Genomic DNA, 23786 nt, shown 5'->3' on the forward strand with positions numbered 1-23786 from the left:
ATGCGTACAAACAAGCAACCCAATCCGCCGCGCTGGGCGCAGACGCTGCTCAGTTGGTGGGCGCATCCCGATACCGCTGAAGAAGTGCAGGGCGACCTGCTCGAATTCTACGACCACTGGGTACGTACCCAAGGCGAGCGAAAAGCCGATTGGCGCTACAGCCTGAGTGCGCTCAAATTACTGCGTCCGCTCGCCAAATCCAGCCGTAACGCTGCCGAATACCGATCACCCTTATTTCTAAGCCCTGCTATGCTTCGCAACTACATCAAAATCGCTTTTCGCAACCTGACCCGCAACAAGGTTTTTTCAGGGATCAATCTGCTGGGCCTGTCTACGGGCATCACGGTCTGCCTGCTGATCTTCCTGTTCATCATGAACGAGTTCAGCGTCGATAATTTCCATAAAAATGGGAAGAGCATCTACCGCGTCATGCGGGGCATTGAGAACGAAGGCAAAGAGACGGCGGTGGCCTACCTGTCGGGCCCGTATGCTCCTGCCTTACTGAATGACTTTAAGGGCCAGATCACCCAGGCGGTGCGCGTAAACCCGACCGATGCGCTGGTCACGTCTGACAACCAATCGTTTCACGAGCGGAAAATCATTGATGCTGATCCTAACTTCTTCACCTTCTTTACGTTTCCCCTGCTCAAAGGTGATCCCGCCACCGTATTGGCCGATCCGGCGAGTGTGGTGCTGACCGAATCGACCGCGAAAAAGTATTTCGGCAGTATCGACAACGCCCTGGGTAAGATCGTCAAGATCGACAAAGATCTGCCGGTGAAAGTTACGGGTATCGCGCAGGACGTACCCGCGAACTCCCACCTGGATTTTGACCTGGTTGTGCCGCTGGAAAACTACAAAGACCGAAGCTGGATGACCGTCTGGATCAACAACGGCCTATACACCTACGTGCAACTGGCCCCAACGGTCAGCGAGGCGCAGATTGAGCGCAGTTTCCCGCGTTTCATGGATAAATACATGGGAGCGATTCTGAAAGAGGCGGGCTTCAATTTCAAGCTGTCACTTACGCCATTGCCCGACATTTACTTTGAAAACGCGGCCTTCGACAGCGCGAAGCATGGCGACAAAAAAGTGGTCTATATCTTCCTGTCAATTGCCATCCTGATTCTGCTGGTGGCCTGCATCAATTTCATGAACCTCTCCACCGTTCGGGCCGTAGAGCGATCGAAGGAGATTGGCGTTCGGAAGGTGTTGGGCGCCATTAAAGGGCATCTGGTGTGGCAGTTTATCGGCGAGTCGCTGCTGCTGGCAACCTTCGCGTGCGTGCTGTCGATCGGGATGCTGACGCTGGTGCTGCCATTCTACAAACAACTGTTGGGTTACCCGCTGAATCTGGCCGTTTACACGCTGCCAATTATTCTATTCCTCATCGCTATCATCGTGGTAGTAGGTTTTCTATCAGGAAGCTACCCGGCTTTTGTGCTGGCGGCTTTTTCGCCCATTCAGTCGCTGAAAGGGAAACTACGGATTGGTAAGGGGGGGACGTCGCTGCGGCAGATACTGGTGGTAGTACAGTTTAGCATTTCGATCCTGCTCATGCTCGGAACAGCCATTGGCACGCAGCAGATGCGCTACCTCAAAAACAAACAACTGGGCTACAACAAAGAGCAAACCCTGGTGATCCCGATCGACAATGACGACATCTATAGTTTCATGCTGAATCATAAAGCTGAGCTACTGTCGCAGAGTCAGGTAGAGGCCGTTTCGATGATGTCGGGTGTGCCCGGTGGTTTTTTCGATGGCCTTATGTTCGACGTGGAGGCGCACCCTAACCGCTGGAAAGCCCGAACAGAGTTTGCCGATTTCGACTTAGTGAAAACGCTGGGCCTCAAAATCATTGCAGGGCGCGACTTTTCGTCCCAATTCCCTACCGATACGGCCCGCGCCGCCCTGATTAACCGAACGGCGGCGAACCGGCTTGGCTGGACGCCCGATCAGGCCGTTGGCAAGTGGCTTAAAAGCACCCTGCGCGACAGCACGAACCGCATTATCATTGGCGTGGTCGAGGACTTCAACTTCCTGTCGCTGAAAGAAAATATAGAGCCGCTGGTGATTGCCCCGAACGACGACCGCCGCGCCGCGCTGATCAGGCTGCGACCCGGTAACCTGACAGCTACCGTGGCCGCCATTCAGCAGTTGTACGCCAACACCCGACCGGCGTATCCGTTTGAATACCGTTTTTTAGACCAGCAGTTCGACCAACTGTATCAGACAGACCTGCGCCAGCAGACGATTCTGGGCGTTTTTGCCGGTCTGGCCATTTTCATTGCCTGTCTGGGTCTGTTCGGTCTGGCCACGTTTACGGCCCAACAACGTACCAAAGAAATCGGCGTTCGTAAGGTGCTTGGTGCTTCCGTTGGCAGTATTGTCACGCTCCTGTCCGGCGATTTTCTGAAGCCGGTCGGTATCGCCATGCTGATCGCCAGCCCGATAGCCTGGTGGGCCATGAGTAACTGGTTGCAAGGCTTCGCGTACCGCATCGACATCGAGTGGTGGCTCTTTGCGCTTACGGGCCTGCTGGCCGTAGGCATCGCCCTGCTGACGGTCAGTTTCCAAAGCATCAAAGCGGCGCTGGTGAACCCGGTGAAGAGCTTACGGAGCGAGTAAGGTCTGATTGAGCTATGCAACCGCGCAGAGCCTTTTGCCCCCAGCCACACGTCAGGTACGTTGCCAAAGTACTGGTTATCCGTATAGTCCGTCAGCGTACGGCTCGTGTCCGTTACTGGACAAAGGGAGAGTGGTGGTTTGGTCGAAAACTACCCTTTCGGTGCTTAGAAGGCACTTTCGGGAGTCTGGCAAGGCGTTTGACTGGTGGTAACGGTAAACTCGTTCGTCGTAGAGTTAATCTATCGAAACGGTCACGCGCTTCTACGTCGGCCCTGAATCCGGTACCACTATGCTCACAAATTATTTGAAAACGGCTGTTCGTAGCCTCCGCAAACAGGGGGGCTATTCCGTCATCAACCTGTTCGGATTGGCCCTGGGGCTGGCCTGCTGCCTGCTGATCATGCTGTATGTGGTGGATGAATGGAGTTTCGACCGCTACCACACCAAAGCCGACCGTACCTACCGCCTCAATGCCGATATCAAGTTCGGGGGTAACAACATGAACATGGCCGTCACGCCCGACCCGATCGGGCCTACGCTCAGGGAGGAGTACCCGCAGGTGGAACAGTATGTGCGGCTCCATCAGCGGGGTACGTTCCCGGTCAAACGCGCTGGCACGACCAACACACTGCGCGAAGACAACATCACCTTTGCTGATTCTACCCTGTTCGACGTGTTCACGCTGCCCCTTGTCAGCGGTAGCCCTAAACAGGCGCTGATGCAGCCCTACACGGTGGTTATCAGTGAGTCGGCGGCCCGGCGGCATTTTGGTGAGCAGAACCCGATGGGGCAAACGCTGCTGTTCGATCAGCAGGGCTATAAAGTGACGGGCCTCATGCGCGACATGCCCGCCAACACGCACTTCCACGCCGATTTCTTCCTGTCGATGACATCTGACGATTATCCGTGGGGGCAGTGGCTGAGTAATAATCACCATACGTATATCGTGCTGAAACCCGGTACCGACGCGGAGGTCTTCGCCAAAAACCTGGATGTGGTGATGGAGAAATACGCCGGACCCCAGTTTCAGGCATCCATCGGCTCCAGCTATACCCAGTTCAAGCAGGCGGGCAACCGGTATCATGTCTGGATGACACCGCTGACAGACATTCACCTGCGCTCGAACCTGCAAGTGGAACTGGCCCCCAACGGCAACATTCAGTACGTGTATATCTTCTCGGCGGTAGCGCTGTTGATCCTGCTGATTGCGGTCATCAACTTCATGAACCTGGCCACGGCGCGGTCGGCGGGTCGTGCTAAAGAAGTAGGCGTCCGGAAGGTGCTGGGGTCGGAGCGGAGCCAGCTGATGAACCAGTTCATGACCGAATCGATCCTGATGACCGGGATGGCCATGTTGCTGGGGTTAGGTATCGTGACCCTGCTGATGCCCCTGTTCAACGATGTGGCGGCGAAGACGCTCAGTCTTCAGGCACTACTTTCGCCGTACTGGCTGCTGGTGTTGATCCTGTTGCCCGTTCTGGTTGGGCTGCTGGCGGGTAGTTATCCCGCGCTGTTTCTGTCGTCGTTCAAACCTATTGCGGTGCTGAAAGGCAATCCCGCCACCAATACCAACCGGCGGGGCGTGAGTCTACGTAGTGGGCTGGTGGTCTTCCAGTTTATGATGTCGGTGGTACTCATCATCGGCACGCTGATCGTGTACCGGCAAATCACGTACATCCAGAACAAGAACCTGGGCTTCCAGCGCGGCCATGTGTTGAGTGTTAACGGGGTAAACGTGTTGGGTAAACGGGCTGAAACCTTCAAGCAGGAGGTGTTGCAACTGCCGGGCGTCGTTACCGGTTCGGTGTCGGGTTATCTGCCAACGCCCAGCAATCGGAGCAACACGTCGTTTTTCCCGGAGGGGCAGATAGAGCAGACGAAGGCCGTTAATATGCAAAGCTGGGGTATCGACCACGATTACATCAAAACGTTTGGCATGCAGCTCGTGCAGGGGCGTGATTTTTCCCGCTCGTTCGGCTCCGATTCAACAGCCATTATCCTGAATGAAGCGGCGGCAAAGCTGTTTGGCGGCAACTCGGTGCTGGGCAAACGCGTAGCGACCTTCGCCAGTAGTGACCTTAAAACGTTCAAATCGTATACGGTCATCGGTATCGTTAAGAACTTCCATTACGAATCGCTCCGGCAAAATATCGGCGGACTGAGCATGGTGCTCAATCCAAATTCGGGCGGTGCGGCCTTCCGCCTGAACAGTGCTGACCTGCCAACGCTGGTTCGTCAGATCGAGGCGAAATGGAAAGCGCTGGTACCGGGACAGCCCTTTAGCTACGAGTTTATGGACGATGGATTCGACAAGATGTACCGCGCCGAACAACGGATTGGTACCCTGGCGTTGACGTTTGCGGCGTTGGCCGTACTCATTGCCTGTCTGGGTCTGTTTGGCCTGGCCGCTTTTACCGCTGAGCAACGTACCAAAGAGATTGGTGTGCGGAAAGTGCTGGGGGCCAGCGTGCCCAGTCTGGTGGCGTTACTCTCGAAAGATTTTCTAAAACTGGTCGCCATTGCTATTCTGATTGCTTCGCCACTTGCCTGGTGGGCCATGCGGCAGTGGTTACAGGATTTTGCCTATCGAATAGATATGGAGTGGTGGGTGTTTGCGCTGGCAGGAACGTTGGCCGTAGCCATTGCGCTGCTGACGGTGAGTTTCCAAAGCATTAAAGCGGCCCTGATGAATCCGGTCAAGAGTTTGCGGTCTGAGTAGGACGTATTAGCTAAAAAATTGCTGACGCGTGGCCCTTCGACAGGCTCAGGGTGACAATCCCACTCAAGTTGGTCATCAACATTTGGATGTGTCGTGTCACCCTGAGCCTGTCGAAGGGCCACGCGTCAGCAACCTTACTCAGGCCTTCTCCATAATTCACCACCCACCCTTTTTTCCGGCAACTGGTATTTCCACCTTTACCCGACTTCGTTATGTTTCGCAACTACATCAGAACCGCCTGGCGGAACCTGTTTAAGAACAAATTCTATTCGCTGATCAACATCACAGGCCTGACGGTTGGGCTGTCGGTGGGAATTTTGATCTTGTTATGGGTGCGGGATGAACTGAGCTTCGACCGCTTCCATAAACAGGCTACTTCCATTTATCGCCTCGAAAACTGGGCGGGAACCGGAAGCAGTCGACAAATCTGGACAACGACGGTGGCACCAATTGCCGGATTCGCCACACGCGAGGTGCCCGAAGTGAAAGACGCCGTACGGCTGACGCGCAACTATGCCTATACGTTGTTGAAACACCAGGATAAGGTCTTTAACGAAGAGCACTCGTTCTTTACCGACCCGACCTTTTTCTCGGTCTTCGACTTCAACCTGATTCAGGGCAATCCGGCGAAACCGTTCCCTGATAACAATTCGGTGGTGCTGACGGAGACAAGCGCCAGACGATATTTTGGCAATGCGAATCCGATAGGGAAGGTGCTGACCGGTAATGGTAAAGTGTCGTTCACGGTCAGCGGTGTTATTCGCGATCTGCCCAAAAACTCGTCGATCACCGGTGATCTGTTTTTGCCCATATCGCTTCTCTTCACAGATATGTATGCTGCTAAGCCGGGCGGTAAAACTGCGGATTCTGATTTCTCGCAGTTCATGTACGACACGTACCTGCTCATAGCACCGGGTGCGTCGATTGCCAGTGTAGCCGATAAGCTGCGGACGATTCACCTCCGCAACAAACCCGACGATACCGACCTGACGTACCTGTTGCAGCCGCTTCCCAGTATGCACCTGTACCGGGCCGACGGCACCGAAGGCGGCATTGAAACGATCAGGATGTTCGCCATCGTAGCCTTGCTGATTCTGGTCATTGCCTGCATCAATTACGTGAATCTGTCTACGGCCCGTTCGTTGTTGCGGTCGAAAGAGGTGAGTATGCGTAAGATTGTGGGGGCCGCCCGGTTGCAGTTATTCACTCAGTTTCTGGTCGAGACCACGTTGCTGTTTGCACTGGCTACTGTACTGGCCCTGGGGTTGATGGCGGGCCTGTTACCACTGTATAATCAACTGTCGGGCAAGGCGCTGGTACTTGACGTGACCAGTTCCCAGATCTGGCTGGTCATTGGCCTGACCATCGTGGGTACGTTGGTGGCGTCGAGCATTTATCCGGCGGTGTTGCTGTCTTCGTTTGAGCCATTGAAAGCGCTGAAAGGGAAAGTATCGAACCGGCTGAGCGAGGCGTCGTTCCGGAAAGTGCTGGTCGTGGTTCAGTTTGCCGTGTCGGTCATGCTGATCGCGGGTACGTTCATCATCAGCAACCAACTGCAATACATCCGATCGAAAGAGCTGGGCTACGACAAAACGCACGTGTTCGCGTTCTCCATGCGCGACATGATGAAGCAGTACGATGCCTTGAAAGCTGATTTACTCAGTCAGCCGGGTGTAGCGGGCGTTACGCGGTCGAACGCCAACATTGTTGACCTGGGTAATCAAACCGGCGATAATGCCTGGGATGGAAAACAAGCGGGCGAAACCATGATGATGCGGCCGATGGCAGTAGACAAGGATTTTATTCCATTCTTCAACATGAAGCTGGTACAAGGGGCCAATTTCACGGGTGCCGTAGCCGATTCGCTGCACTTTATTCTGAACGAAACGGCCGTAAAAGCTGCCCGAATCAAGAACCCGATCGGTAAGCGGTTCCGGCTCTGGAAACACGACGGTACCATCATTGGCGTAGTGAAAGACTTCCATTTTGCGTCGATGCGGCAAACGATAGAGCCTGCAATCTTCTATTACGATCCAAAGCAACTGGGCTCGATGTACGTTAAAACCACCGGTAAAGACGCCGCGCAAGCCATTGCTACGGTTGAACGTACCTGGAAACAATATAACGGCGCTTACACGTTCGAGTATTCGTTTCTGGACGAGGTGTTCAACAATCTCTATCAGTCGGAGCAACGTACCGGGCTGCTATTCACCATCTTCGCGTCCATTGCTATTCTGATCTCATGCCTCGGCCTGTTTGGTCTGGCCGCCTTCACGGCGCAGGTACGTACCCGCGAAATCGGCGTCAGGAAAGTGCTGGGTGCCAGTGTGGGGAGCGTGATTCAGTTGCTGGCCAAAGACTTCATTCAACTGGTGATCGTGGCCATTGTCATTGCGGTGCCGGTAGCGTGGTGGGCCATGAACCAATGGCTCCAGGATTTCGCCTACCGCATCGAGATCAAATGGTGGATGTTTGCTCTCGCCGGTATACTGTCGCTCGCTATTGCCTTGCTGACGATCAGCTTTCAAAGCATCAAAGCGGCGCTGATGAACCCCGTAAAGAGCTTACGCAGCGAGTAACGACTACACTAACTTTTTAGCCCAGGCCGGAATGACGTAAGAAGATTACGTTGTTCCGGCTTTATCATTGCACTGATTTCCCGAAACAACCCTTGCAGGTTAATTAAGCCGAATAACCCATGAACGCCGCCATCAATCAAGTCTGGCCTTATCAGCAGAGCCAGATGAACCTACCCGTTGCCGACCTCGACGCGGCCCTGCCTTTTTACCTGACCGTCATGGGCTTTCGGCTGGTATCGCGGAGCGACACGCCCTACGCCGGGGCAATCATTGCCCGGGATACCATTGAGTTGGGCCTGGTTGAAAATGGTGGCGATCCCACGCAGGACGGTTGTTTCTTCGCCGTCGATAACCTGGATACTGCCTTTGCCGAGCTAAAAGCCAATGGCCTGCCAACAGACCACCCAACATTCGACTACCAGAAATACGGTGAAACGCTCTGGAAAGTGTTTTTCGTAGTAGCGCCCGATGGACTCTGCTACTGCTACGGCGAGCGGCAGTAAACAGCACGTTGATGGTAACCGCCAATGTGGTTACCATGCCCTCTAAATCTCCCGGCTGCGCAAACATTTCCACTGAACAATTCTTTTTAATTGAAAATTAAGAAGAAGATGATCAAGATTGGGTACCATTCGTCGCATGAACAGTTTAAGCCCAGTGAGCTATTAACCCGTATTCAACAGGCTGAGAAGGCGGGATTTACGGCCGGTACCTGTTCCGATCATTTCCACCCGTGGAGCGACAAACAGGGCGAAAGTGGGTTTGCCTGGAGTTGGCTGGGTGCTGCGCTGCAAGCCACATCGCTCAGTTTCGGTGTAGTTAACGCCCCCGGTCAGCGATACCATCCGGCCATTATTGCACAGGCCGCCGCCACGCTGGCCGATATGTTTCCCGAACGTTTCTGGATTGCAGTAGGCACTGGTCAGTACCTCAACGAACACATCAACGGCGAACGGTGGCCATCGAAAGCCGACCGCAATGCCCGCCTAAAAGAGTGCGTCGACATCATGCGGGCGCTCTGGAACGGAGAAACCGTTACGCACCGGGGACTTGTCACCGTAGACGAGGCCCGTTTATATACCCGACCCGCCATAAAACCCCTTATTGTAGGCGCTGCCGTGACCAGCAAAACTGCCGAGTGGGTAGGAAGCTGGGCCGACGCACTGATCACGACGTCACGGCCGCACGACGAACTGAAAGAGGTGGTCGATGCTTTCCGGCAGGGCGGTGGTGCCGGTAAACCGATGTTTTTGAAAGTCCAGCTTTCATACGATGCAGACATCAAAAAAGCGGAGTCGAGTGCTTTCGAGCAGTGGCGCGGGAACATATTTCCAAACAGCGTCATGACCGAACTGCGTATGCCCGGCTTCTTCGATGATGCGGGCGATCTGGTCGACGCCGCCTCTTTCCATAAACTGGTCCGTATTTCGGCCGACCTCAACCAGCATACCGACTGGCTGCTGGAAGACCTGTCGCTGGGCTTCGATCAGGTGTCGCTGCACAACGTCAATCGGCAGCAGGAAGCGTTTATCGATGCGTTTGGCTCACACGTACTTCCTGAGCTGAAAAAGGCAATCAATTAACGTGTATTCAATACCAGGTCAGGACAACTCGTTTGTTTCGGCCTGATTCAACCTATGATCAACGATGAAAAACAACACTACTACTGAACAAAAACGACTGGACCAACAGTGGAACAAGAAAGAGAACTGGTATAAGTGGGGGCCTTATCTGAGTGAACGTCAGTGGGGTACAGTGCGGGAAGATTACTCGGCCGACGGCGAATCGTGGGCGGCTTTTCCGCACGAACACGCCCGGATGCGCACTTACCGATGGGGAGAAGACGGGCTGGGTGGCATTTCTGACGAGACGCAGACACTCTGTTTTGCGCTGGCACTCTGGAATGGGCAGGATGATTTCCTGAAGGAACGGCTGTTTGGCCTTTCCAACGAACAGGGTAACCACGGAGAAGACGTAAAGGAACTCTACTACTACCTCGACAATACGCCTACGCATAGTTTCATGCGGATGCTCTACAAGTACCCTCAGGCCGCGTTTCCCTACGACAAACTGGTCGCTAAAAACAAGCGCCGCAAACTGACCGACGACGAATTTGAGTTGCTCGACACCGGCTTGTTCGACAAGAACCGCTATTTCGATGTGCAGGTCGAATACGCCAAAAAAGACGTGGATGATATCCTGATTCGGTTAACCATCACCAATCGGTCGAGCAAGGCGGCTCCCTTGCATGTGCTTCCTACGCTCTGGTTTCGCAACCGGTGGTCGTTCCGGGAAGAAGACGCCCGGCCTCATATTGAGCGCGTTAAAAAATCGCGGGATGGGGTAAGTCAGGTACGTGCCGTTCACGAGCGTTTGGGTCAGTATACGCTCAGTTTTCAGTCGCCCGATGCGGTGCTGATGACCGAAAACGAGACAAATAAGGAACGGGTATTTGGCCTGGAAAACGAGTCTCCTTTTGTGAAAGATGCCTTTCACGATGCCATCACGTCGGGCCATCTGGAGCCATTCAGTGAACAGCCAACTGGTACCAAATGTGCCCCCGTTTATAGCCTGACGGTGAAAGCGGGCGAGTCGACGGTGATTCAGCTCCGGCTCCACAAAGATGACGTATCAGACCCGCTGGGCGATGAGTTTACGGCCACTTTTGCCACCCGGCAACTCGAAGCCGACGCATTTTATGAGCCACTGACGGCGGGTAATTCGGCCGATGATGCGCTGGTGAAAAGACAGGCTTGGGCGGGGCTGATGTGGTCGAAACAATATTACCACTACAATGTTCGGCGCTGGTTGGAAGGTGATCCGGGGGCGCCCATTCCGCCCAGCGAACGGTGGCGCGGCCGCAATTCTGACTGGCAACACCTCGACGCGGAGCACATCATGATTATGCCCGATAAGTGGGAATATCCGTGGTTCGCCGCCTGGGATCAGGCTTTTCAGGCTATTGCCGTAGCGCCCATCGATCTTGAGTTTGCTAAGCATCAGCTGTACCTGCACGCCGACCCGCGGTATCAGTCGCCCGATGGTCGTTTGCCGGCCTACGAATGGGATTTTTCGGCCAATAATCCACCCCTCCGGGCCGCCATCAGTTGGCTATTCTACGCCCAGGAATGTGACATGACCGGTACAAAAGACTACGACTTCCTGTGTACCATGTACGATCGGCTTCGCCCCAACTACGAGTGGTGGAACAGCCAGGTTGGCGGGAAATACGACGGGTTGTTTCAGGGTGGTTTTCTGGGGCTCGACAACATCAGCCTCTTCGACAGAAACGACGATATCCCGGCAGGAGGAACGCTGGATCAGGCCGATACCACCGCCTGGATGGCAACTTACACGCTGTATATGATGCGGATTTGTGTGGAACTAGCTCAGCAGGATCCCGTTAAATTCGAGCCGCTCTGCTGTTACTATTTCGACTATTACATCCGAATCAACAACGCGTTGCAGGAAATTGCCAAACTTTGGATCGACGAGCGTGATCCCGACAGTGATACGGGTTTCAACTACGATGTGTTGCACCTGCCGAACGGAAAAGAAATTCCCATTAAGTTGAGATCGATGGTGGGTCTCTCCACGCTGTTTGCCGTGATGTCACTTGATCAGGAAACAGCGCGCTCGTTACCCACATTTTACCAGAAAATACAGGACTACAAGGCCCAACCGCTATCAGATAATCCCTGTTACTGTGTGCTGGAAGAAAAAGAGGAGAATGGGACGATATTCTTCAGCCTGCTCTCATCCGATCAGCTCGAAAAGCTGTCGACCTATCTTTTTTCGGAAGACGAATTGTTGGCACCCGGCGGCATCCGGTCACTGTCGAAGATCTACGAGAAGCCATATACGTTAACCATCGAGGGCAAAAAACATGAAATTCATTACACGCCCGGCGAGTCGGACTCCAACATGTATGGAGGTAATTCTAACTGGCGCGGGCCCGTTTGGTGGCCAATGAACTACTTCATCATCAAAGCGCTGGAGGCGTTTGGCAGCTACCACGGCGACAGCATTCAGGTGGCATTACCGGTGGGCAGCGACCGGCGGGGTACGCTGACCGATGCGGCGGCATTCCTGTCCGAGCGTTTATGGCAGATCTTCCGGCCCGACGAAAACGGGCACAGGCCACTCAACGGCACCGATCTGATTTACGCTAATGACCCGAATTTCAAGGACTTGATTCTGTTCTACGAACATTTTGACGGCGATACCTCGCGCGGCCTCGGAGCCAGTCACCAAACAGGGTGGACAGCCCTGGTGGCTACTATTTAATCTAAACAACACGCTTAAGGCTGGTCTGGCTACGTGGTCAGGCCCTGAAAACCCCTGTTGAGCAGGAGAAGTATATGTGTGAACGAGTTTTCGCTAACGATTCACGGCTCAGGATTGATGCTCTTCAGAATGAGCGTCCGCAAACGCCCCTCGTGCTGATCGCCCCACTGCCCGATGGCGTCAATAACGGGGATGAGTGATTGTCCGAAATCGGTGAGATAATACTCCACTTTGGGCGGAACAACCGGATAAATCACTTTGCCAATCAATTCGTGGCTTTCCAGTTCCTTTAACTGTACGTTCAGCACGCGCCGGGAAGCACCCGGAATTTTTCGCTGTAGCTCGCTGGGGCGTTGAAAGCCTTCGTGGATAAACCACAAAAGCCGCATCTTCCATTTCCCGTAAAGTACTTCGCCGATAAGGTCGAGCCCGCAATGCAACTCGGGCAATGTCTTTCTCTCGTACATACGACAAATATAACCAGGTGCACCGGGCAGCTCAATAGGGATAAATTTATCCCTATCTGATTCGTAAATCCGTACTTGTCAGCGCCTGTCGTATGCGCCAAATTTGTCCTAAACAAATCAAGAGCGTTATGGAGTTTACGATTGACAACGAACTGACGGGCAAATTAGCCTTAGTTACCGGAGGTAGTAAAGGGGCTGGCAAGGCCATCGCCGATCGCCTATTGAAAGCGGGGGCCACGGTGATCATTACCGCCAGAAATAAGCCGGAGGACGGTACGGATGGCATTCATTTCATCGCTGCCGATTTAAGCAAACCGGACGGTACCCGTAAAGTAATCGACGAAATACTAGATACGTTCGGTTATATAGACATTCTGGTTAACAATATGGGTGGCTCAGAAACGCCGGGGGGCGGGTTTGCCGCGCTGTCTGATGATGATTGGGAGTCGTCTTTTCAGACGAATCTGCTGGCCCCCGTGAGACTGGACCGCGGGTTATTGCCAGGCATGATCGAGCGCGGGGAAGGGGTCATTATCCACATCGCATCTATTCAAGCAAGATTGCCGCTCTATGACTCCACACTGCCTTATGCCGCGGCGAAAGCGGCTCTGGTCAATTATAGCAAGAGCCTGTCCAACGAAGTAGCCTCCAAAGGGGTGCGCGTACTCACTGTATCACCGGGTTGGATCATGACCGCGGCATCGAGCCGAATGATGGAGCGCATTGCTGAAAGCTCAGAAGGCACTGTAGAACAGGCTGCCAAAGGGGTAATGGATGCCCTGGGCGGCATTCCCTTCGGCAGGCCCGCCTGGCCACAGGAGGTGGCGGAGCTGGTAGGCTTCCTGGTTTCGCCCCGGGCGGCCTACCTGACCGGCACCGACTTTGTCATTGACGGTGGCACCATACCCACCATATAAGCTGGTATTTTCCAAACAGGTAGTACCCGGAAACTCCTTTAATCAACTATAAACAATACATCGATGAAACTCCCCGACAACATAGAAGGACTCATTAGGGCACAAAACAAGGCGGACAGTACAGCCTTTGCCGCTTATTTTACAAACCTGGCCACCGTTTTCGATGTAGGATCGTCCTATTCGGGCCAAGTCGAAATTCAGCAGTGGATACAGCACGCGTCCGAAAAGTACCAGATGCAGCTAAAGCCAGTCGATTTCAATCAGACCGGCTCCACGGCCGAGCTGACCGTCGCCGTAAGCGGCACGTTTCCCGGAAGCCCGGCTGTGATGCAATATCACCTTGAACTGGATGGTGCATTCATCCGCTCCTTACGGATTTCAGGGTAAACGCTTCCCGCAGAACTTTACCCAAATTGCGCCGGGAAGCTGTTTGCCTTAGACGGAGCATCCGGCAATACTCTATAAGCTAAACGAATGACGACACTATGATTGGAAAATCGGTTTTTCTATGGGCGGCTTCAGCGTTGATAACGCTATTATCTTCAGAGCTTACATTGGCGCAAAAGGTGGACGCCACAGGCGACAATGACCTGGCTCAACTTATTCGAGTGGCCCCACAATCTATTTTCAACAGGTTCCGCGAGGCTGGCATGAAGCCCGTTAACCACGTGCTGACGCCCGCTCAAAAAGCAAAGGTGAGCCATGCGTTTGCCCTGTTGCCGCCCGTACATCAGCAAATTCTAAAAGAGCACTTGTACAGCATCAGCTTTATGGACGGCATGCCGAACACAGCATTGACTTCACCTATTGATTCAAGCGGTCTGCCCAAGCGGTTTACGATTACCTTTCGGGCAGGCTTGCTAGATGAGACCATTTCAGAATGGGCAACGGCGAAAGAGAATACGTGCTTCAGTCAGGTAGATAAGGCCCAGTATACTGTTCGCGTTGAAGGGGGTAATATGGATGCAATCATTTATGTGCTCATGCACGAGGCCACGCACATTGTCGACGCAGTGAAGGAGATTACCCCACACCCCGCCGAAGCAAATTCAGTGGTTGACCCGACCCGGTTTACCAAAGACATCTGGCACCTGATGAACGTACCTGCCGATACGTACCTGGATTCGCTGCTGGAACAAACCCGTTTTCGAAGCGGAAAGACGGTGCCTATTAACCTAGCGCCGGACGTGTATGAAAATCTCTCAAAGACGCCGTTTCCTTCCTTGTATGCTATGGCCGCGTGGTTTGAGGATCTCGCTGAGCTGGCAACCATTTATCACCTCACTACCCGGTTGAATCAACCGTTTCATGTGGTTGTCATGAAAGATAACACTGAGGTGGCTAGATTCGAACCCATGAAAAACCTGCTGATTAAACAGCGATTAGACCAGCTAGCGATCTTCTATGCACACTAATGCCACCCATATCATACAACTTAGATTATTTAGGCAACAGCGTTTTAACCACTTTGGCCGGTATTTCGGCCACTATCGTGCTGGGCGGCACATTACGACTCACCACCGCCCCGGCGGCCACAATGGCATTTTCACCAATGGTCACGCCGGGTAAAATGGTAGCTCCGGCTCCAATCCAGGCGTTGCGTTTGATCAGGATGGGCCGCGGAATTAGTGTGGTTCGGTCGGCCGGCTCGAGCGGGTGATTTTCGGAGGTGAGGTTGACGCGTGGGCCAATTTGCACATCGTCTTCAATGGTGATGCCTCCAATGTCCAGAAAGGAACAGGCGTGATTGATGAAGATATTTTTACCTAGCTGAATCGACCGGCCGAAATTGGTGTGAAACGGCGGGAAAATCGTCGTCGAATCGTCGATCTCAGAACCAATGATGTCGCTTAACTGACTACGTACCTGATCAACGCTCGTTGCCGTAGCGTTCATGGTCACACACAGCCGGATGGTGCGGGAAACGACCTCGCCAAATTTGTGGTACTCCGGGTCATCCTTGCGCAGGAACTCACCAGCCTGTAGCCGTTCGAAAATATCGGGCATAGGGGGGATTTTGGATTGGGGATTTTGATTGATGGTAGGTTGCTTTCGCGCTTTAAGTTGCTGACGCACAGCCCTTCGACAGGCTCAGGGTGACAATACACATCTAGTAGTTAAGCTAACGTACCTGAGTATCCTGTCACCCTGAGCCTGTCGAAGGGCTGTGCGTCAGCAACTTAAAGCGCAAAAAGCAGTAGGATACGAATAGCAATACGTTACACCGCCCTACGCCAGCTTTTTCATCACTTTATCCGGCGTGATGGGCAGGTCGCGGACGCGCTGACCGGTAGCGTTGAACACGGCGTTGGCAACGGCAGCGGCGAACCCGATCAGGGCAATTTCACCCATGCCCTTCGCACCCATCGGGTTAATGATTGGGTCGGGCTTATCGATCGTGATCGTTTCGATGGCGGGTACGTCGGCATGCACCGAGACGTGGTAATCGCCCAGGCTGTTGTTCACGAACCGACCGAAGCGGTGGTCAATGAGGGCTTCTTCCGTCAGGGCCATACCAATGCCCCCGGCCACGCCCCCAATCATTTGACTGGCCGCCGTTTTAGGGCTCACGATCCGGCCTGAATCCGCCACGCTAACGGCTTTGGCAACGCGCACAACGCCCGTCAATGGGTTGACACGTACCTGAACAAAATGCACCGAGAACGAGTACATCGAATACTTTGCCTGTTCCGGCCCGCCTTTCGAGTCTTTCGTTTTGTCGATGACCGTCAGGTTGTTGGCCTTCATCAAGTCGCCGACAGCTACTTTTTTGCCCGGCTCTGTGGATACCGAAAGCACGCCGTCTGCCAGTGCTAGTTCACTAGCCTGTCGGCCTGCCAATGGACCACCTGCTTTCAGGGCCAGTTCCATCAGCTCATTTTTGATGCTGGTACAGGCATCGTACACCGCCGACCCCACTGCTGAGATGATGGCCGACCCACCCTGCGTAGGCGCTTTGGGCAGGTTCGTATCGCCGTATTCAACCTTTATCCGGTTCATGGGTACGCCCAGCACGTTGTGCGCAATCATGGTCAGGGCGGTGCCGGTGCCGGGTCCGATGTCGGTTACGGCGCTCTGGATGGTCAGCGATCCGTCGGCTTTTAGCATAGCTCGGGCACTGGCTTCCCAGCGGAAAGCGTTGAACGTACCTGTGCTCATGCCGTAGCCAACCAGCCAGTCACCCTCTCGCGACGTACCTGGTTCGTTCTTGCGCTTGTTCCAGCCAATGGCTTCGGCTCCGCGCTGATAGGCCTCCCGAAGGTGTTTGCTCGAATAAGGCCGGTTCTTTTCCGGGTCGGTTTCCGAATAGTTGATCAGGCGAAATTCGAGGGGGTCGAGGTTGAGCTTGTGGGCCATCTCGTCCATGGCCGATTCGAGGGCAAAAGCACCCGTTGCTTCGCCCGGTCCGCGCATCCAGATGGGTACACTCCGGTCGAGCCGCACGAGGCGGTAGCGGGTGCTCACGTTGGGGCAGGCGTACAGAAACTTGGTCATGTTGACGGTTGCTTCGGTAAAGTCTTCGTAGCTGGCCGTCTCGGCGGTGGCCGCGTGCGCAATCCCGATCAGTCTGCCGGTCTGGTCGGCACCCATGTTGATTGTCTGCGCCGTGTAGGGGCGGTGACCCACCAGCGTAAACATCTGACTCCGGTTCACGACCAGTTTCAGGGGGCGCCCAATTTTGCGGGCAATGGCCACCACGGCTGTTTCCTGCGGCCAGGTACGTAGGGCCATGCCGAAACCACCGCCCATAAACTCGGTATGCACGTGGATCTTCTTTGGGTCCAGTTTGAACGCTTTCGCCATGGCGTCCTGCGTAGCGTTTACGCCCTGTGTTTTGGCATAGATCATCAGCGAATCAGCACTCGTCCAGTGGGCCAGAATACCGTGCAATTCCATGGGGTTGTGCACCTCAATGGGTATCGTGTAGTTGGCTTCAAGCGTAACCGGCGCGGTTTTGTAGCCATCGGCAATTCCGCGCGAATAGTTACCGCCATCCGCACTCTTGGGCGCAACACCGTCCGCGATATGCTTATGCAGGTCGGTGCGGGCGGTTTGTTTGGTGTAGGTTGCCTTGACGAGAGAAGCCGCGTAAGTTGCCCGCTCGAACGTGTCGGCCACGACGATGGCGATGGGCTGTCCGTCGAACAAAATTTTGGGACTGCTCAGTATCCGGTATCGCTCGCCTGTTGGGCGGGGTGCTGGTCCGTCGGCTTCACCGCCTACGGCGGCATCCCAACCCGGAATGGGCGGCATGTTCAGGTGCGTAAACACGCCCAGCACGCCCGGTGCACCCTGCGCTTTTTTGGTGTCGAGGCTATTGATGCTCCCTTTGGCAATTTCACTGCCAACGATGACGCAATAAGCCGTATTAGGCAATTCAAAATCAGCGAAGTACTTAGCTCCGCCGGTCACTTTCATCCGCCCGTCTATCCGATCGATTGGGGGATTTTTGGTGGTATTCGTCATGATCAGGCGGTTTTAGTGGCGGTTTTCAACGCGTCGATAATTGAGTTAGGGGCCAGCGTGAGCTTGAAATCATTCTCGCCGTAGCCTTTGGCACCCTGCATAGCCAGTTCGGCCGCTTGCTTGAAATTGGCTTCGGTGGCGGCTTTTCCTTTGAGGAAGTTTTCGGCCGCCGTCAGTCGCCAGGGTTTGTGCGCTACGCCACCCATTGCCAGCCGAACATCCTGGATCGTGTCGCGCTTCATATCAATCGCCACACCGACCGAAATCAGGGCGAAAGCGTAGGAAGCGCGATCCCGTACTTTCAGGTAATGCGAATTGTCGGCAAACCGGTTCGTCGGCAAATCCACCGACATGATCAGTTCACCGGGTAGCAGTGTGTTGTCTTTTTGAGGAGCGTCGCCGGGAAGCCGGTGGAACTCGCTGAACGGAATTGTACGGTCGCCCTTCGGTCCCGACACGTTCACCGTTGCGTCCAGGGCCACCAGCGCAATGCACATATCGCTGGGGTGAACGGCGATGCATTTCTCAGACGTACCGAAAATGGCATGCATCCGGTTAATTCCGCCGATGGCTCCGCAACCGGTTGGTCCGTTAGCCTGTCCTTTGTCGGGACCAGCTTGTACGGGGCTTCGTTTGTTGCAGGGCATTGAATTATCGTAGAAATACGAGCAGCGGGTACGTTGCATCATGTTGCCGCCCACTGTGGCCATGTTGCGCAGTTGCGCCGAGGCTCCCGCGTTGAGTGCTTGCGATAATAGCGGAAAGTGTTTTTTCACCAATTCGTTATCGGCCACCGTCGAGTTCTTCGCCATAGCTCCGATTCGTAGACCGGTGGGTGTTTTCTCAATTGTGGCCAGGGGCAGCTTATTGACATCGATCAGGCGTTCGGGGATGATCACCTCGCGCTTCATCAGATCGATGAGGTTGGTGCCGCCCGCCAGAAAGTAGGTGCCACTTTCTTTTGTACTGGCCGCAATGGCGGCTTTGGGGGTCGTAACCCGCGTAAACTGAAACGGATTCATACCTTGGCTCCTCCCTTTTTTACGTCCATAATCGCTTCCACAATATTGGCGTAGGCCCCGCACCGGCAGATGTTGCCGCTCATATATTCGCGAACCTCGTCGGGACTATTGGCATGTCCTTCGCGGATGCAGGCCACCGCCGACATGATCTGGCCGGGGGTGCAGTAGCCGCACTGGAAACCGTCGTGTTTGATAAAGGCTTCCTGCATGGGGTGCAGCGCTCCCGTGGTCCCGCCTTCGGCCAGGCCTTCAATGGTTGTTACGGTTGCGCCTTCGGTGGTCATCGCCAGTGTTAGGCAAGCGTTCACCCGCGTACCATCGACGTGGACCGTGCAGGCACCGCACTGACCGTGATCACAGCCTTTTTTGGTGCCAGTCAGGTGCAGTTGTTCGCGTAGCAGGTCGAGCAGGGTAACCCGCGGCTCGATGGATAGCTGCTGCATGGTGCCGTTGATGTTGACCTTTAGCGGCATTTGTTCAACGGCAACGGCCAACTTCTCGTGAAGCCCGTTATCGACCGCGCTTATTGCGGTTGCCGGCGTCATCACCAGCGCCGCCAGGGCCGACGACTGCTTTAAAAAGTTACGTCGGGATGAATCAGACGATTCTGACTCACCGCCGACTTGTTCGTGTTGGTTCATGAAGTAAGTTTTGCTAACGTTTAGATACGGTTATGGATGGTAACCAAGTAACCTCACTTCAGTTCAAAAGTGACGGTTACGTTTCCTGAGCCCAGGGCAGCAGCTAGTCCCGCCGGATTGTCGATGCGTCCCAGTTTTGTATAACTGTACGGCGTGGAAAACGATTTATAGAAAATCACCAGGGTGTTCGACCCGTACAGCATTAAATCGCCTGATTGGATCGTTCCGGGGTTCGAGGCATTGGTTGGGAGTGGGTCTTTGGGTACGTTATGATACTTCTCATTCCCGTTCAGCTCGACCATCGAAATAGTCATTGGCAACCGAGCTTTGAACGCCGTTACCGTCGGATTGTCGAGGAGGGTAGCCCCAAACGTGCTGGAACCAACCTTGATCCGTATTGGACCGCCGAGCCGCCTGTTCCCAGTAGTGTCTGAATTGGTATCCTTGTTTTCCATGCTAACTGGGGTAGCCGTTTGCGTGTCGTCCATGTTGCAGGCCATCAAGCCTATCATCAGCAGAAGGAGTGAAAGCGGGATGATCGTTGAGTTTTTCATGGATGGATGATGTTGGATATCTATTGTCGCTTGCCTGTGGCGAGTGATCTCCCCCTGTAGCGCCGAAGCTCCAGCTTCGGTAGTGACTGATAAACTCTGACTACCGAAGCTGGAGCTTCGGTGCTACAGGGAACTCGATCTACGATTCCTGATTTGCAACGAATACTACCTATTACCTATCAATCCTTCATACTGTATTCTTCGTCGGTGACTGCCTGTAACCAATTGACGGCTCCACCCTTGCTCACGTTTGGATTGATGGCGATGTGGGTAAACGAACCGCCCGGGCCAGCGCCGTGCCAGTGCTCCACCATGGGCGCAATGGTAACCGACTCGCCTTCCTTGAAAACCCGAAGCGGCTGGCCTTTCTCCTGATAATAGCCGGTTCCTTTCGTTGCCACCAGAATCTGACCGTTAGGATGCGTATGCCAGACCGTTCTAGCTTTTGGGCCAAAGCTGACCTGGCTGACGATGCAATCGGTTTGGGGGTTGGGTCCGGCCAGGGTTGTTACCCATACCGTACCGGTGAAATTGGATGCAGGCCCCTGAGTTGGTTTCGTCGGGCTGGTTGGTTTTGCTGTTTGTGCCATAACGTGATTCATAGATAATGATAGGAACGTACCCAGGAGACCATACATGACTAATCGGCCTGCTGTTCTGATTTTCGTTTTCATCCGGTTGCGTTTTAAGGCAAAGCTACCGCTGTCGATTGGGTGATTTTATAGCAAAATCGAAGCACTTTTTATGAAAACCGCATTGTTAGACGAAGAAGCGTATTTGTCTGTTTTGCTGAGGTAAATAGCCTTATTTTAGCGTCTAAGCCTATTATCTGGTTCGCCTGGTTCAGCCTAGATGCCCGTTCTAAGTAGCCTTGAGCCTGTTACTATTATGAAAACACGACCGAACCGCAGCGCCGACCCCCAGGCTAGCGAGCGGCGGACTGGCAACCATCAGCCCATCACGATGGTCTACGATAGTCCGTCCGAGCTTTTACCTGGTACAACACCGGTGAGCAGACTGTATTACGAAGACTGGACTATCAAGATCGTGGATCGGGAGAAAAGTGGTTGCGACAACTACCTGTCGCCCAATCGGCGCGATTTCTATAAGATCATGCTGATGACGAGCGGAACGGGCCTGAAGACGATGGGCAAAAACCAGTACTTCATCGATGAACGGACCATTCTTTTTTTGCACCCCAACGAAATCGTGTGCTGGCGAAATGCGAATCATACGGTGGGGGGCGGCGTTTTCTGTATGTTTAAGAAGCGCTTTCTCGATCAGCACCCCTCCCTGAAATTGATCATCGATCGCTATCGTTTTTTCACCGAGAAGAAAATCTTGCGCCTATCCGACCAATCGACCCGGACAATTCACGGTCTGTTGACGCAGATGAAGGCAGAAGCAGCTAGGGGCGGTGAACTGGCCGAAGAAGCCATGCAGGCTTACGTTCAGCTCATTCTGGTCGAAAGCCTCAAAGGCACGGACTATGAACCAACTGGTGAAATCACCAGCGATTACCACCACGTGCATGCGTTCTTCGAGCTGCTCGAAAAAGAAACGAACCTGGCTAACCTGGACAATCCGATCCGAATGCGTACGGCTAAAGAGTATGCCGGGAAATTGAATCTGAACCCAAGTTACCTGAACGGGCTGGTGAAAAAACATACTGGTCACCCCATCAGTATGCTCATTAAGAACCGGTTACTGGAAGAAAGTAAAGCCCTGCTTGTTCAGACCGACTGGCCGTTACAGGAAATAAGCCGGATTATTGGTTTTGCCGATCAGCCGAATTTTAGTCAGTTCTTCAAAAAATATGTAGGGATCACGCCGAACGAGTTCAGGCGTTCGCCCATCTCACCAGATTATGAGGGGTAACCCACGTTTATAGCGTGGAGCTACGCCAAATCAATTTATACAGAAGATATAGTAGTTTTAATCATTTATAAAATATAATTATTTTTAGTAAATCATCGATTCGTGTCACAGTGTAGGGCGTGCATTTAGACTATTCTAATTTCCTTTTCACGCCATTATAATATCGGGGGTGCTGTTTTGTATCAATTAACATGATACACACTATGAAGCACCGCCATTCACCCTTGGTTTTACGCTATACTCTCTGGTTGGCACTAACCTTTTCACTCGTCTGCAATGGATTGCTGCTACATGAACGAAATCTGTATCGTAGTAGCCTCGAATACGGTGTAAGCGATGCGTCGCCGCCCGTTGGTTACGTTGCCCGGCAACATCAATCTACAGAATGCCAACAGGTCAGTCAGCAGAAAGACAGCCTCATGCGGTAGTTAGCGCACGCATCCGCCGCGTCGCCTGAAAAGACTACGTCCCTACTACAGCGCATTCATCCCCATTAAACTCATTACCAAAACCATTGTATGAAACGAATTCACGTGCTCATCAGCATGGGTGCCTTACTCTGCCTTGCAAGCTGTGCAAAAGAAGAAGAAAAGAAAGAAGAAGCGGTTCAGTATCGGGTGACCAGTCCGTTGGTGAAAGACACAACGATCACTAAAGATTATGTGTCGCAAATCCGCTCCATCCGCCACATCGAGTTGCGGGCTCAGCAACGGGGCTATATCCAGAATATATACGTCGATGAAGGACAGTCGGTCAGGCAGGGGCAGATGATGTTTCAGATCATGCCCAAGCTGTATGAAGCCGAGTTGCAAAAGGCCGAAGCCGAAGCCAGTTTCGCCAACATCGAGTACCAGAATACCAAGAAACTGGCCGATAACAAGATTGTGGCTCCCAACGAACTGGCCATGGCCAACGCCAAGCTGGACAAAGCCAAAGCAGAGGTCTCACTGGCACAAACGCACCTGGGTTTTACCAAAATCCGGGCTCCTTTCTCAGGCATTATGGACCACTTCCAGGTACGTTTAGGTAGCATGGTCGACGAGGGTGATCTGCTGACGACGCTCTCGGACAACAGTAAAATGTGGGTTTACTTCAACGTACCTGAAGCCGAGTATCTGGATCTGAAAAGTCAGGCTGCTTCGGGCAACCTGTCCAGCGTACACCTGCGGCTTGCCAACAATCAGATGTTCCCGTATATGGGCAAGGTGGAAACCATTGAGGCCGACTTCAACAATGAGACGGGAAATATTGCCTTTCGGGCCACGTTCCCGAACCCGAAAGGGATGTTGCGGCATGGCGAAACGGGTAATGTGCAGATGACTTTACCGTTCAGAAACGCCGTAATAATTCCGCAAAAAGCCACCTTCGAAGTGCTGGAGAAAAAATATGTATACGTGGTGGATAAAAACAGCAAAATTCAATCGCGGGAAATCACCGTAGCCGCCGAATTGCCACACATTTTTATTGTTCGATCGGGTCTGAAAAAAGATGACAAAATCCTGCTGGAAGGCTTACGTCAGGTAAAGGAAAATGAGAAAATACAGTACAAATTCGAGCAACCTAACAAGGTCGTCTCCAATTTGAATCTGTATGCCGAGTAATCAATAAGTCTAAAATAAGCAGAAAA

General features: G+C 53.4%; 19 protein-coding genes. 12 read left to right on the plus strand and 7 right to left on the minus strand.

What is annotated here, in order from left to right:
* The 6 genes from ACAW87_RS08640 to ACAW87_RS08665 all read left to right on the plus strand — a co-directional run bounded on the left by ACAW87_RS08640 (window position 1) and on the right by ACAW87_RS08665 (window position 12213).
* The gene (locus ACAW87_RS08640) at window positions 1–2628 is read left to right on the plus strand and encodes an ABC transporter permease (protein WP_370722972.1); all 2628 of its coding nucleotides are present in this window, start codon (window positions 1–3) and stop codon (window positions 2626–2628) included.
* Window positions 2629–2917: 289 nt separating this feature from the next.
* Window positions 2918–5347, plus strand: a complete 2430-nt coding sequence (locus ACAW87_RS08645) for an ABC transporter permease (RefSeq protein ID WP_370722973.1) — start codon at window positions 2918–2920, stop codon at window positions 5345–5347.
* A gap of 212 nt (window positions 5348–5559) precedes the next feature.
* Window positions 5560–7926 carry an ABC transporter permease gene (locus tag ACAW87_RS08650; RefSeq protein ID WP_370722974.1) on the plus strand — a complete coding sequence of 789 codons (2367 nt, stop codon included), beginning with the start codon at window positions 5560–5562 and terminating at the stop codon, window positions 7924–7926.
* Window positions 7927–8045: 119 nt separating this feature from the next.
* Complete coding sequence (locus ACAW87_RS08655; protein ID WP_370722975.1) at window positions 8046–8429, plus strand: VOC family protein; 384 nt, start codon at window positions 8046–8048, stop codon at window positions 8427–8429.
* A 108-nt stretch (window positions 8430–8537) separates the two neighbouring features.
* Complete coding sequence (locus ACAW87_RS08660) at window positions 8538–9509, plus strand: TIGR03885 family FMN-dependent LLM class oxidoreductase (protein ID WP_370723412.1); 972 nt, start codon at window positions 8538–8540, stop codon at window positions 9507–9509.
* A gap of 64 nt (window positions 9510–9573) precedes the next feature.
* Window positions 9574–12213, plus strand: coding sequence for an MGH1-like glycoside hydrolase domain-containing protein (locus tag ACAW87_RS08665; protein ID WP_370722976.1), 2640 nt, complete (start codon window positions 9574–9576; stop codon window positions 12211–12213).
* 101 nt (window positions 12214–12314) lie between these two features.
* Here the strand turns inward: ACAW87_RS08665 and ACAW87_RS08670 are convergent, their stop codons facing one another.
* Entirely contained in the window at window positions 12315–12680 is a 366-nt protein-coding gene (locus ACAW87_RS08670; protein ID WP_370722977.1) for a winged helix-turn-helix transcriptional regulator, read from the minus strand.
* A gap of 128 nt (window positions 12681–12808) precedes the next feature.
* On the opposite strand from ACAW87_RS08670, the gene ACAW87_RS08675 reads away from it, so the two are divergent.
* From ACAW87_RS08675 to ACAW87_RS08685, 3 genes are all read left to right on the plus strand, one after another.
* The gene (locus ACAW87_RS08675; protein ID WP_370722978.1) at window positions 12809–13597 is read left to right on the plus strand and encodes an SDR family oxidoreductase; all 789 of its coding nucleotides are present in this window, start codon (window positions 12809–12811) and stop codon (window positions 13595–13597) included.
* Between the two features lie 63 nt (window positions 13598–13660).
* Complete coding sequence (locus ACAW87_RS08680) at window positions 13661–13984, plus strand: nuclear transport factor 2 family protein (RefSeq protein ID WP_370722979.1); 324 nt, start codon at window positions 13661–13663, stop codon at window positions 13982–13984.
* Window positions 13985–14082: 98 nt separating this feature from the next.
* Window positions 14083–15012 carry a hypothetical protein gene (locus tag ACAW87_RS08685; RefSeq protein WP_370722980.1) on the plus strand — a complete coding sequence of 310 codons (930 nt, stop codon included), beginning with the start codon at window positions 14083–14085 and terminating at the stop codon, window positions 15010–15012.
* 25 nt (window positions 15013–15037) lie between these two features.
* Here ACAW87_RS08685 and ACAW87_RS08690 read toward each other — a convergent pair whose 3' ends face one another.
* The 6 genes from ACAW87_RS08690 to ACAW87_RS08715 form a co-directional block, all read right to left on the minus strand.
* Window positions 15038–15604, minus strand: a complete 567-nt coding sequence (locus tag ACAW87_RS08690; RefSeq protein ID WP_370722981.1) for a DapH/DapD/GlmU-related protein — start codon at window positions 15602–15604, stop codon at window positions 15038–15040.
* A gap of 222 nt (window positions 15605–15826) precedes the next feature.
* Window positions 15827–18064: a xanthine dehydrogenase family protein molybdopterin-binding subunit gene (locus ACAW87_RS08695; protein WP_370722982.1), complete on the minus strand. Its 2238-nt coding sequence runs from the start codon at window positions 18062–18064 to the stop codon at window positions 15827–15829.
* A gap of 2 nt (window positions 18065–18066) precedes the next feature.
* Window positions 18067–19086, minus strand: coding sequence for an FAD binding domain-containing protein (locus ACAW87_RS08700; protein ID WP_370722983.1), 1020 nt, complete (start codon window positions 19084–19086; stop codon window positions 18067–18069).
* Window positions 19083–19727, minus strand: coding sequence for a (2Fe-2S)-binding protein (locus tag ACAW87_RS08705; protein ID WP_370722984.1), 645 nt, complete (start codon window positions 19725–19727; stop codon window positions 19083–19085). The genes ACAW87_RS08700 and ACAW87_RS08705 overlap by 4 nt, the downstream gene beginning before the upstream one ends.
* Window positions 19728–19780: 53 nt before the next feature.
* On the minus strand, window positions 19781–20281 hold the full coding sequence (locus ACAW87_RS08710; RefSeq protein ID WP_370722985.1) for a cyclophilin-like fold protein: 501 nt from the start codon (window positions 20279–20281) through the stop codon (window positions 19781–19783).
* Between the two features lie 179 nt (window positions 20282–20460).
* Window positions 20461–20955 carry a cupin domain-containing protein gene (locus ACAW87_RS08715; RefSeq protein ID WP_370722986.1) on the minus strand — a complete coding sequence of 165 codons (495 nt, stop codon included), beginning with the start codon at window positions 20953–20955 and terminating at the stop codon, window positions 20461–20463.
* Window positions 20956–21169: 214 nt separating this feature from the next.
* Here ACAW87_RS08715 and ACAW87_RS08720 point away from each other — a divergent pair, with 214 nt between their 5' ends.
* The 3 genes from ACAW87_RS08720 (at window position 21170) to ACAW87_RS08730 (ending at window position 23760) form a co-directional block, all read left to right on the plus strand.
* Entirely contained in the window at window positions 21170–22159 is a 990-nt protein-coding gene (locus tag ACAW87_RS08720; RefSeq protein ID WP_370722987.1) for an AraC family transcriptional regulator, read from the plus strand.
* Between the two features lie 203 nt (window positions 22160–22362).
* Window positions 22363–22587, plus strand: coding sequence for a hypothetical protein (locus ACAW87_RS08725; RefSeq protein WP_370722988.1), 225 nt, complete (start codon window positions 22363–22365; stop codon window positions 22585–22587).
* A gap of 90 nt (window positions 22588–22677) precedes the next feature.
* Window positions 22678–23760, plus strand: coding sequence for an efflux RND transporter periplasmic adaptor subunit (locus ACAW87_RS08730; protein WP_370722989.1), 1083 nt, complete (start codon window positions 22678–22680; stop codon window positions 23758–23760).
* Window positions 23761–23786: the final 26 nt, after the last annotated feature.

Origin of the sequence: Fibrella aquatica (assembly GCF_041321135.1) — a bacterium.
Lineage (GTDB): Bacteria > Bacteroidota > Bacteroidia > Cytophagales > Spirosomataceae > Fibrella > Fibrella aquatica.

Bases quoted from the DNA above. Each gene is read 5' to 3' on its own strand.
- ACAW87_RS08665 (WP_370722976.1), top strand. From the start codon at position 9,574: ATGAAAAACAACACTACTACTGAACAAAAACGACTGGACCAACAGTGG.
- ACAW87_RS08670 (WP_370722977.1), bottom strand. From the start codon at position 12,680: ATGTACGAGAGAAAGACATTGCCCGAGTTGCATTGCGGGCTCGACCTT.
- ACAW87_RS08660 (WP_370723412.1), top strand. From the start codon at position 8,538: ATGATCAAGATTGGGTACCATTCGTCGCATGAACAGTTTAAGCCCAGT.
- ACAW87_RS08725 (WP_370722988.1), top strand. From the start codon at position 22,363: ATGAAGCACCGCCATTCACCCTTGGTTTTACGCTATACTCTCTGGTTG.
- ACAW87_RS08695 (WP_370722982.1), bottom strand. From the start codon at position 18,064: ATGACGAATACCACCAAAAATCCCCCAATCGATCGGATAGACGGGCGG.
- ACAW87_RS08680 (WP_370722979.1), top strand. From the start codon at position 13,661: ATGAAACTCCCCGACAACATAGAAGGACTCATTAGGGCACAAAACAAG.
- ACAW87_RS08700 (WP_370722983.1), bottom strand. From the start codon at position 19,086: ATGAATCCGTTTCAGTTTACGCGGGTTACGACCCCCAAAGCCGCCATT.
- ACAW87_RS08720 (WP_370722987.1), top strand. From the start codon at position 21,170: ATGAAAACACGACCGAACCGCAGCGCCGACCCCCAGGCTAGCGAGCGG.
- ACAW87_RS08640 (WP_370722972.1), top strand. From the start codon at position 1: ATGCGTACAAACAAGCAACCCAATCCGCCGCGCTGGGCGCAGACGCTG.
- ACAW87_RS08655 (WP_370722975.1), top strand. From the start codon at position 8,046: ATGAACGCCGCCATCAATCAAGTCTGGCCTTATCAGCAGAGCCAGATG.
- ACAW87_RS08685 (WP_370722980.1), top strand. From the start codon at position 14,083: ATGATTGGAAAATCGGTTTTTCTATGGGCGGCTTCAGCGTTGATAACG.
- ACAW87_RS08710 (WP_370722985.1), bottom strand. From the start codon at position 20,281: ATGAAAAACTCAACGATCATCCCGCTTTCACTCCTTCTGCTGATGATA.
- ACAW87_RS08730 (WP_370722989.1), top strand. From the start codon at position 22,678: ATGAAACGAATTCACGTGCTCATCAGCATGGGTGCCTTACTCTGCCTT.
- ACAW87_RS08675 (WP_370722978.1), top strand. From the start codon at position 12,809: ATGGAGTTTACGATTGACAACGAACTGACGGGCAAATTAGCCTTAGTT.
- ACAW87_RS08645 (WP_370722973.1), top strand. From the start codon at position 2,918: ATGCTCACAAATTATTTGAAAACGGCTGTTCGTAGCCTCCGCAAACAG.
- ACAW87_RS08690 (WP_370722981.1), bottom strand. From the start codon at position 15,604: ATGCCCGATATTTTCGAACGGCTACAGGCTGGTGAGTTCCTGCGCAAG.
- ACAW87_RS08715 (WP_370722986.1), bottom strand. From the start codon at position 20,955: ATGAAAACGAAAATCAGAACAGCAGGCCGATTAGTCATGTATGGTCTC.
- ACAW87_RS08705 (WP_370722984.1), bottom strand. From the start codon at position 19,727: ATGAACCAACACGAACAAGTCGGCGGTGAGTCAGAATCGTCTGATTCA.
- ACAW87_RS08650 (WP_370722974.1), top strand. From the start codon at position 5,560: ATGTTTCGCAACTACATCAGAACCGCCTGGCGGAACCTGTTTAAGAAC.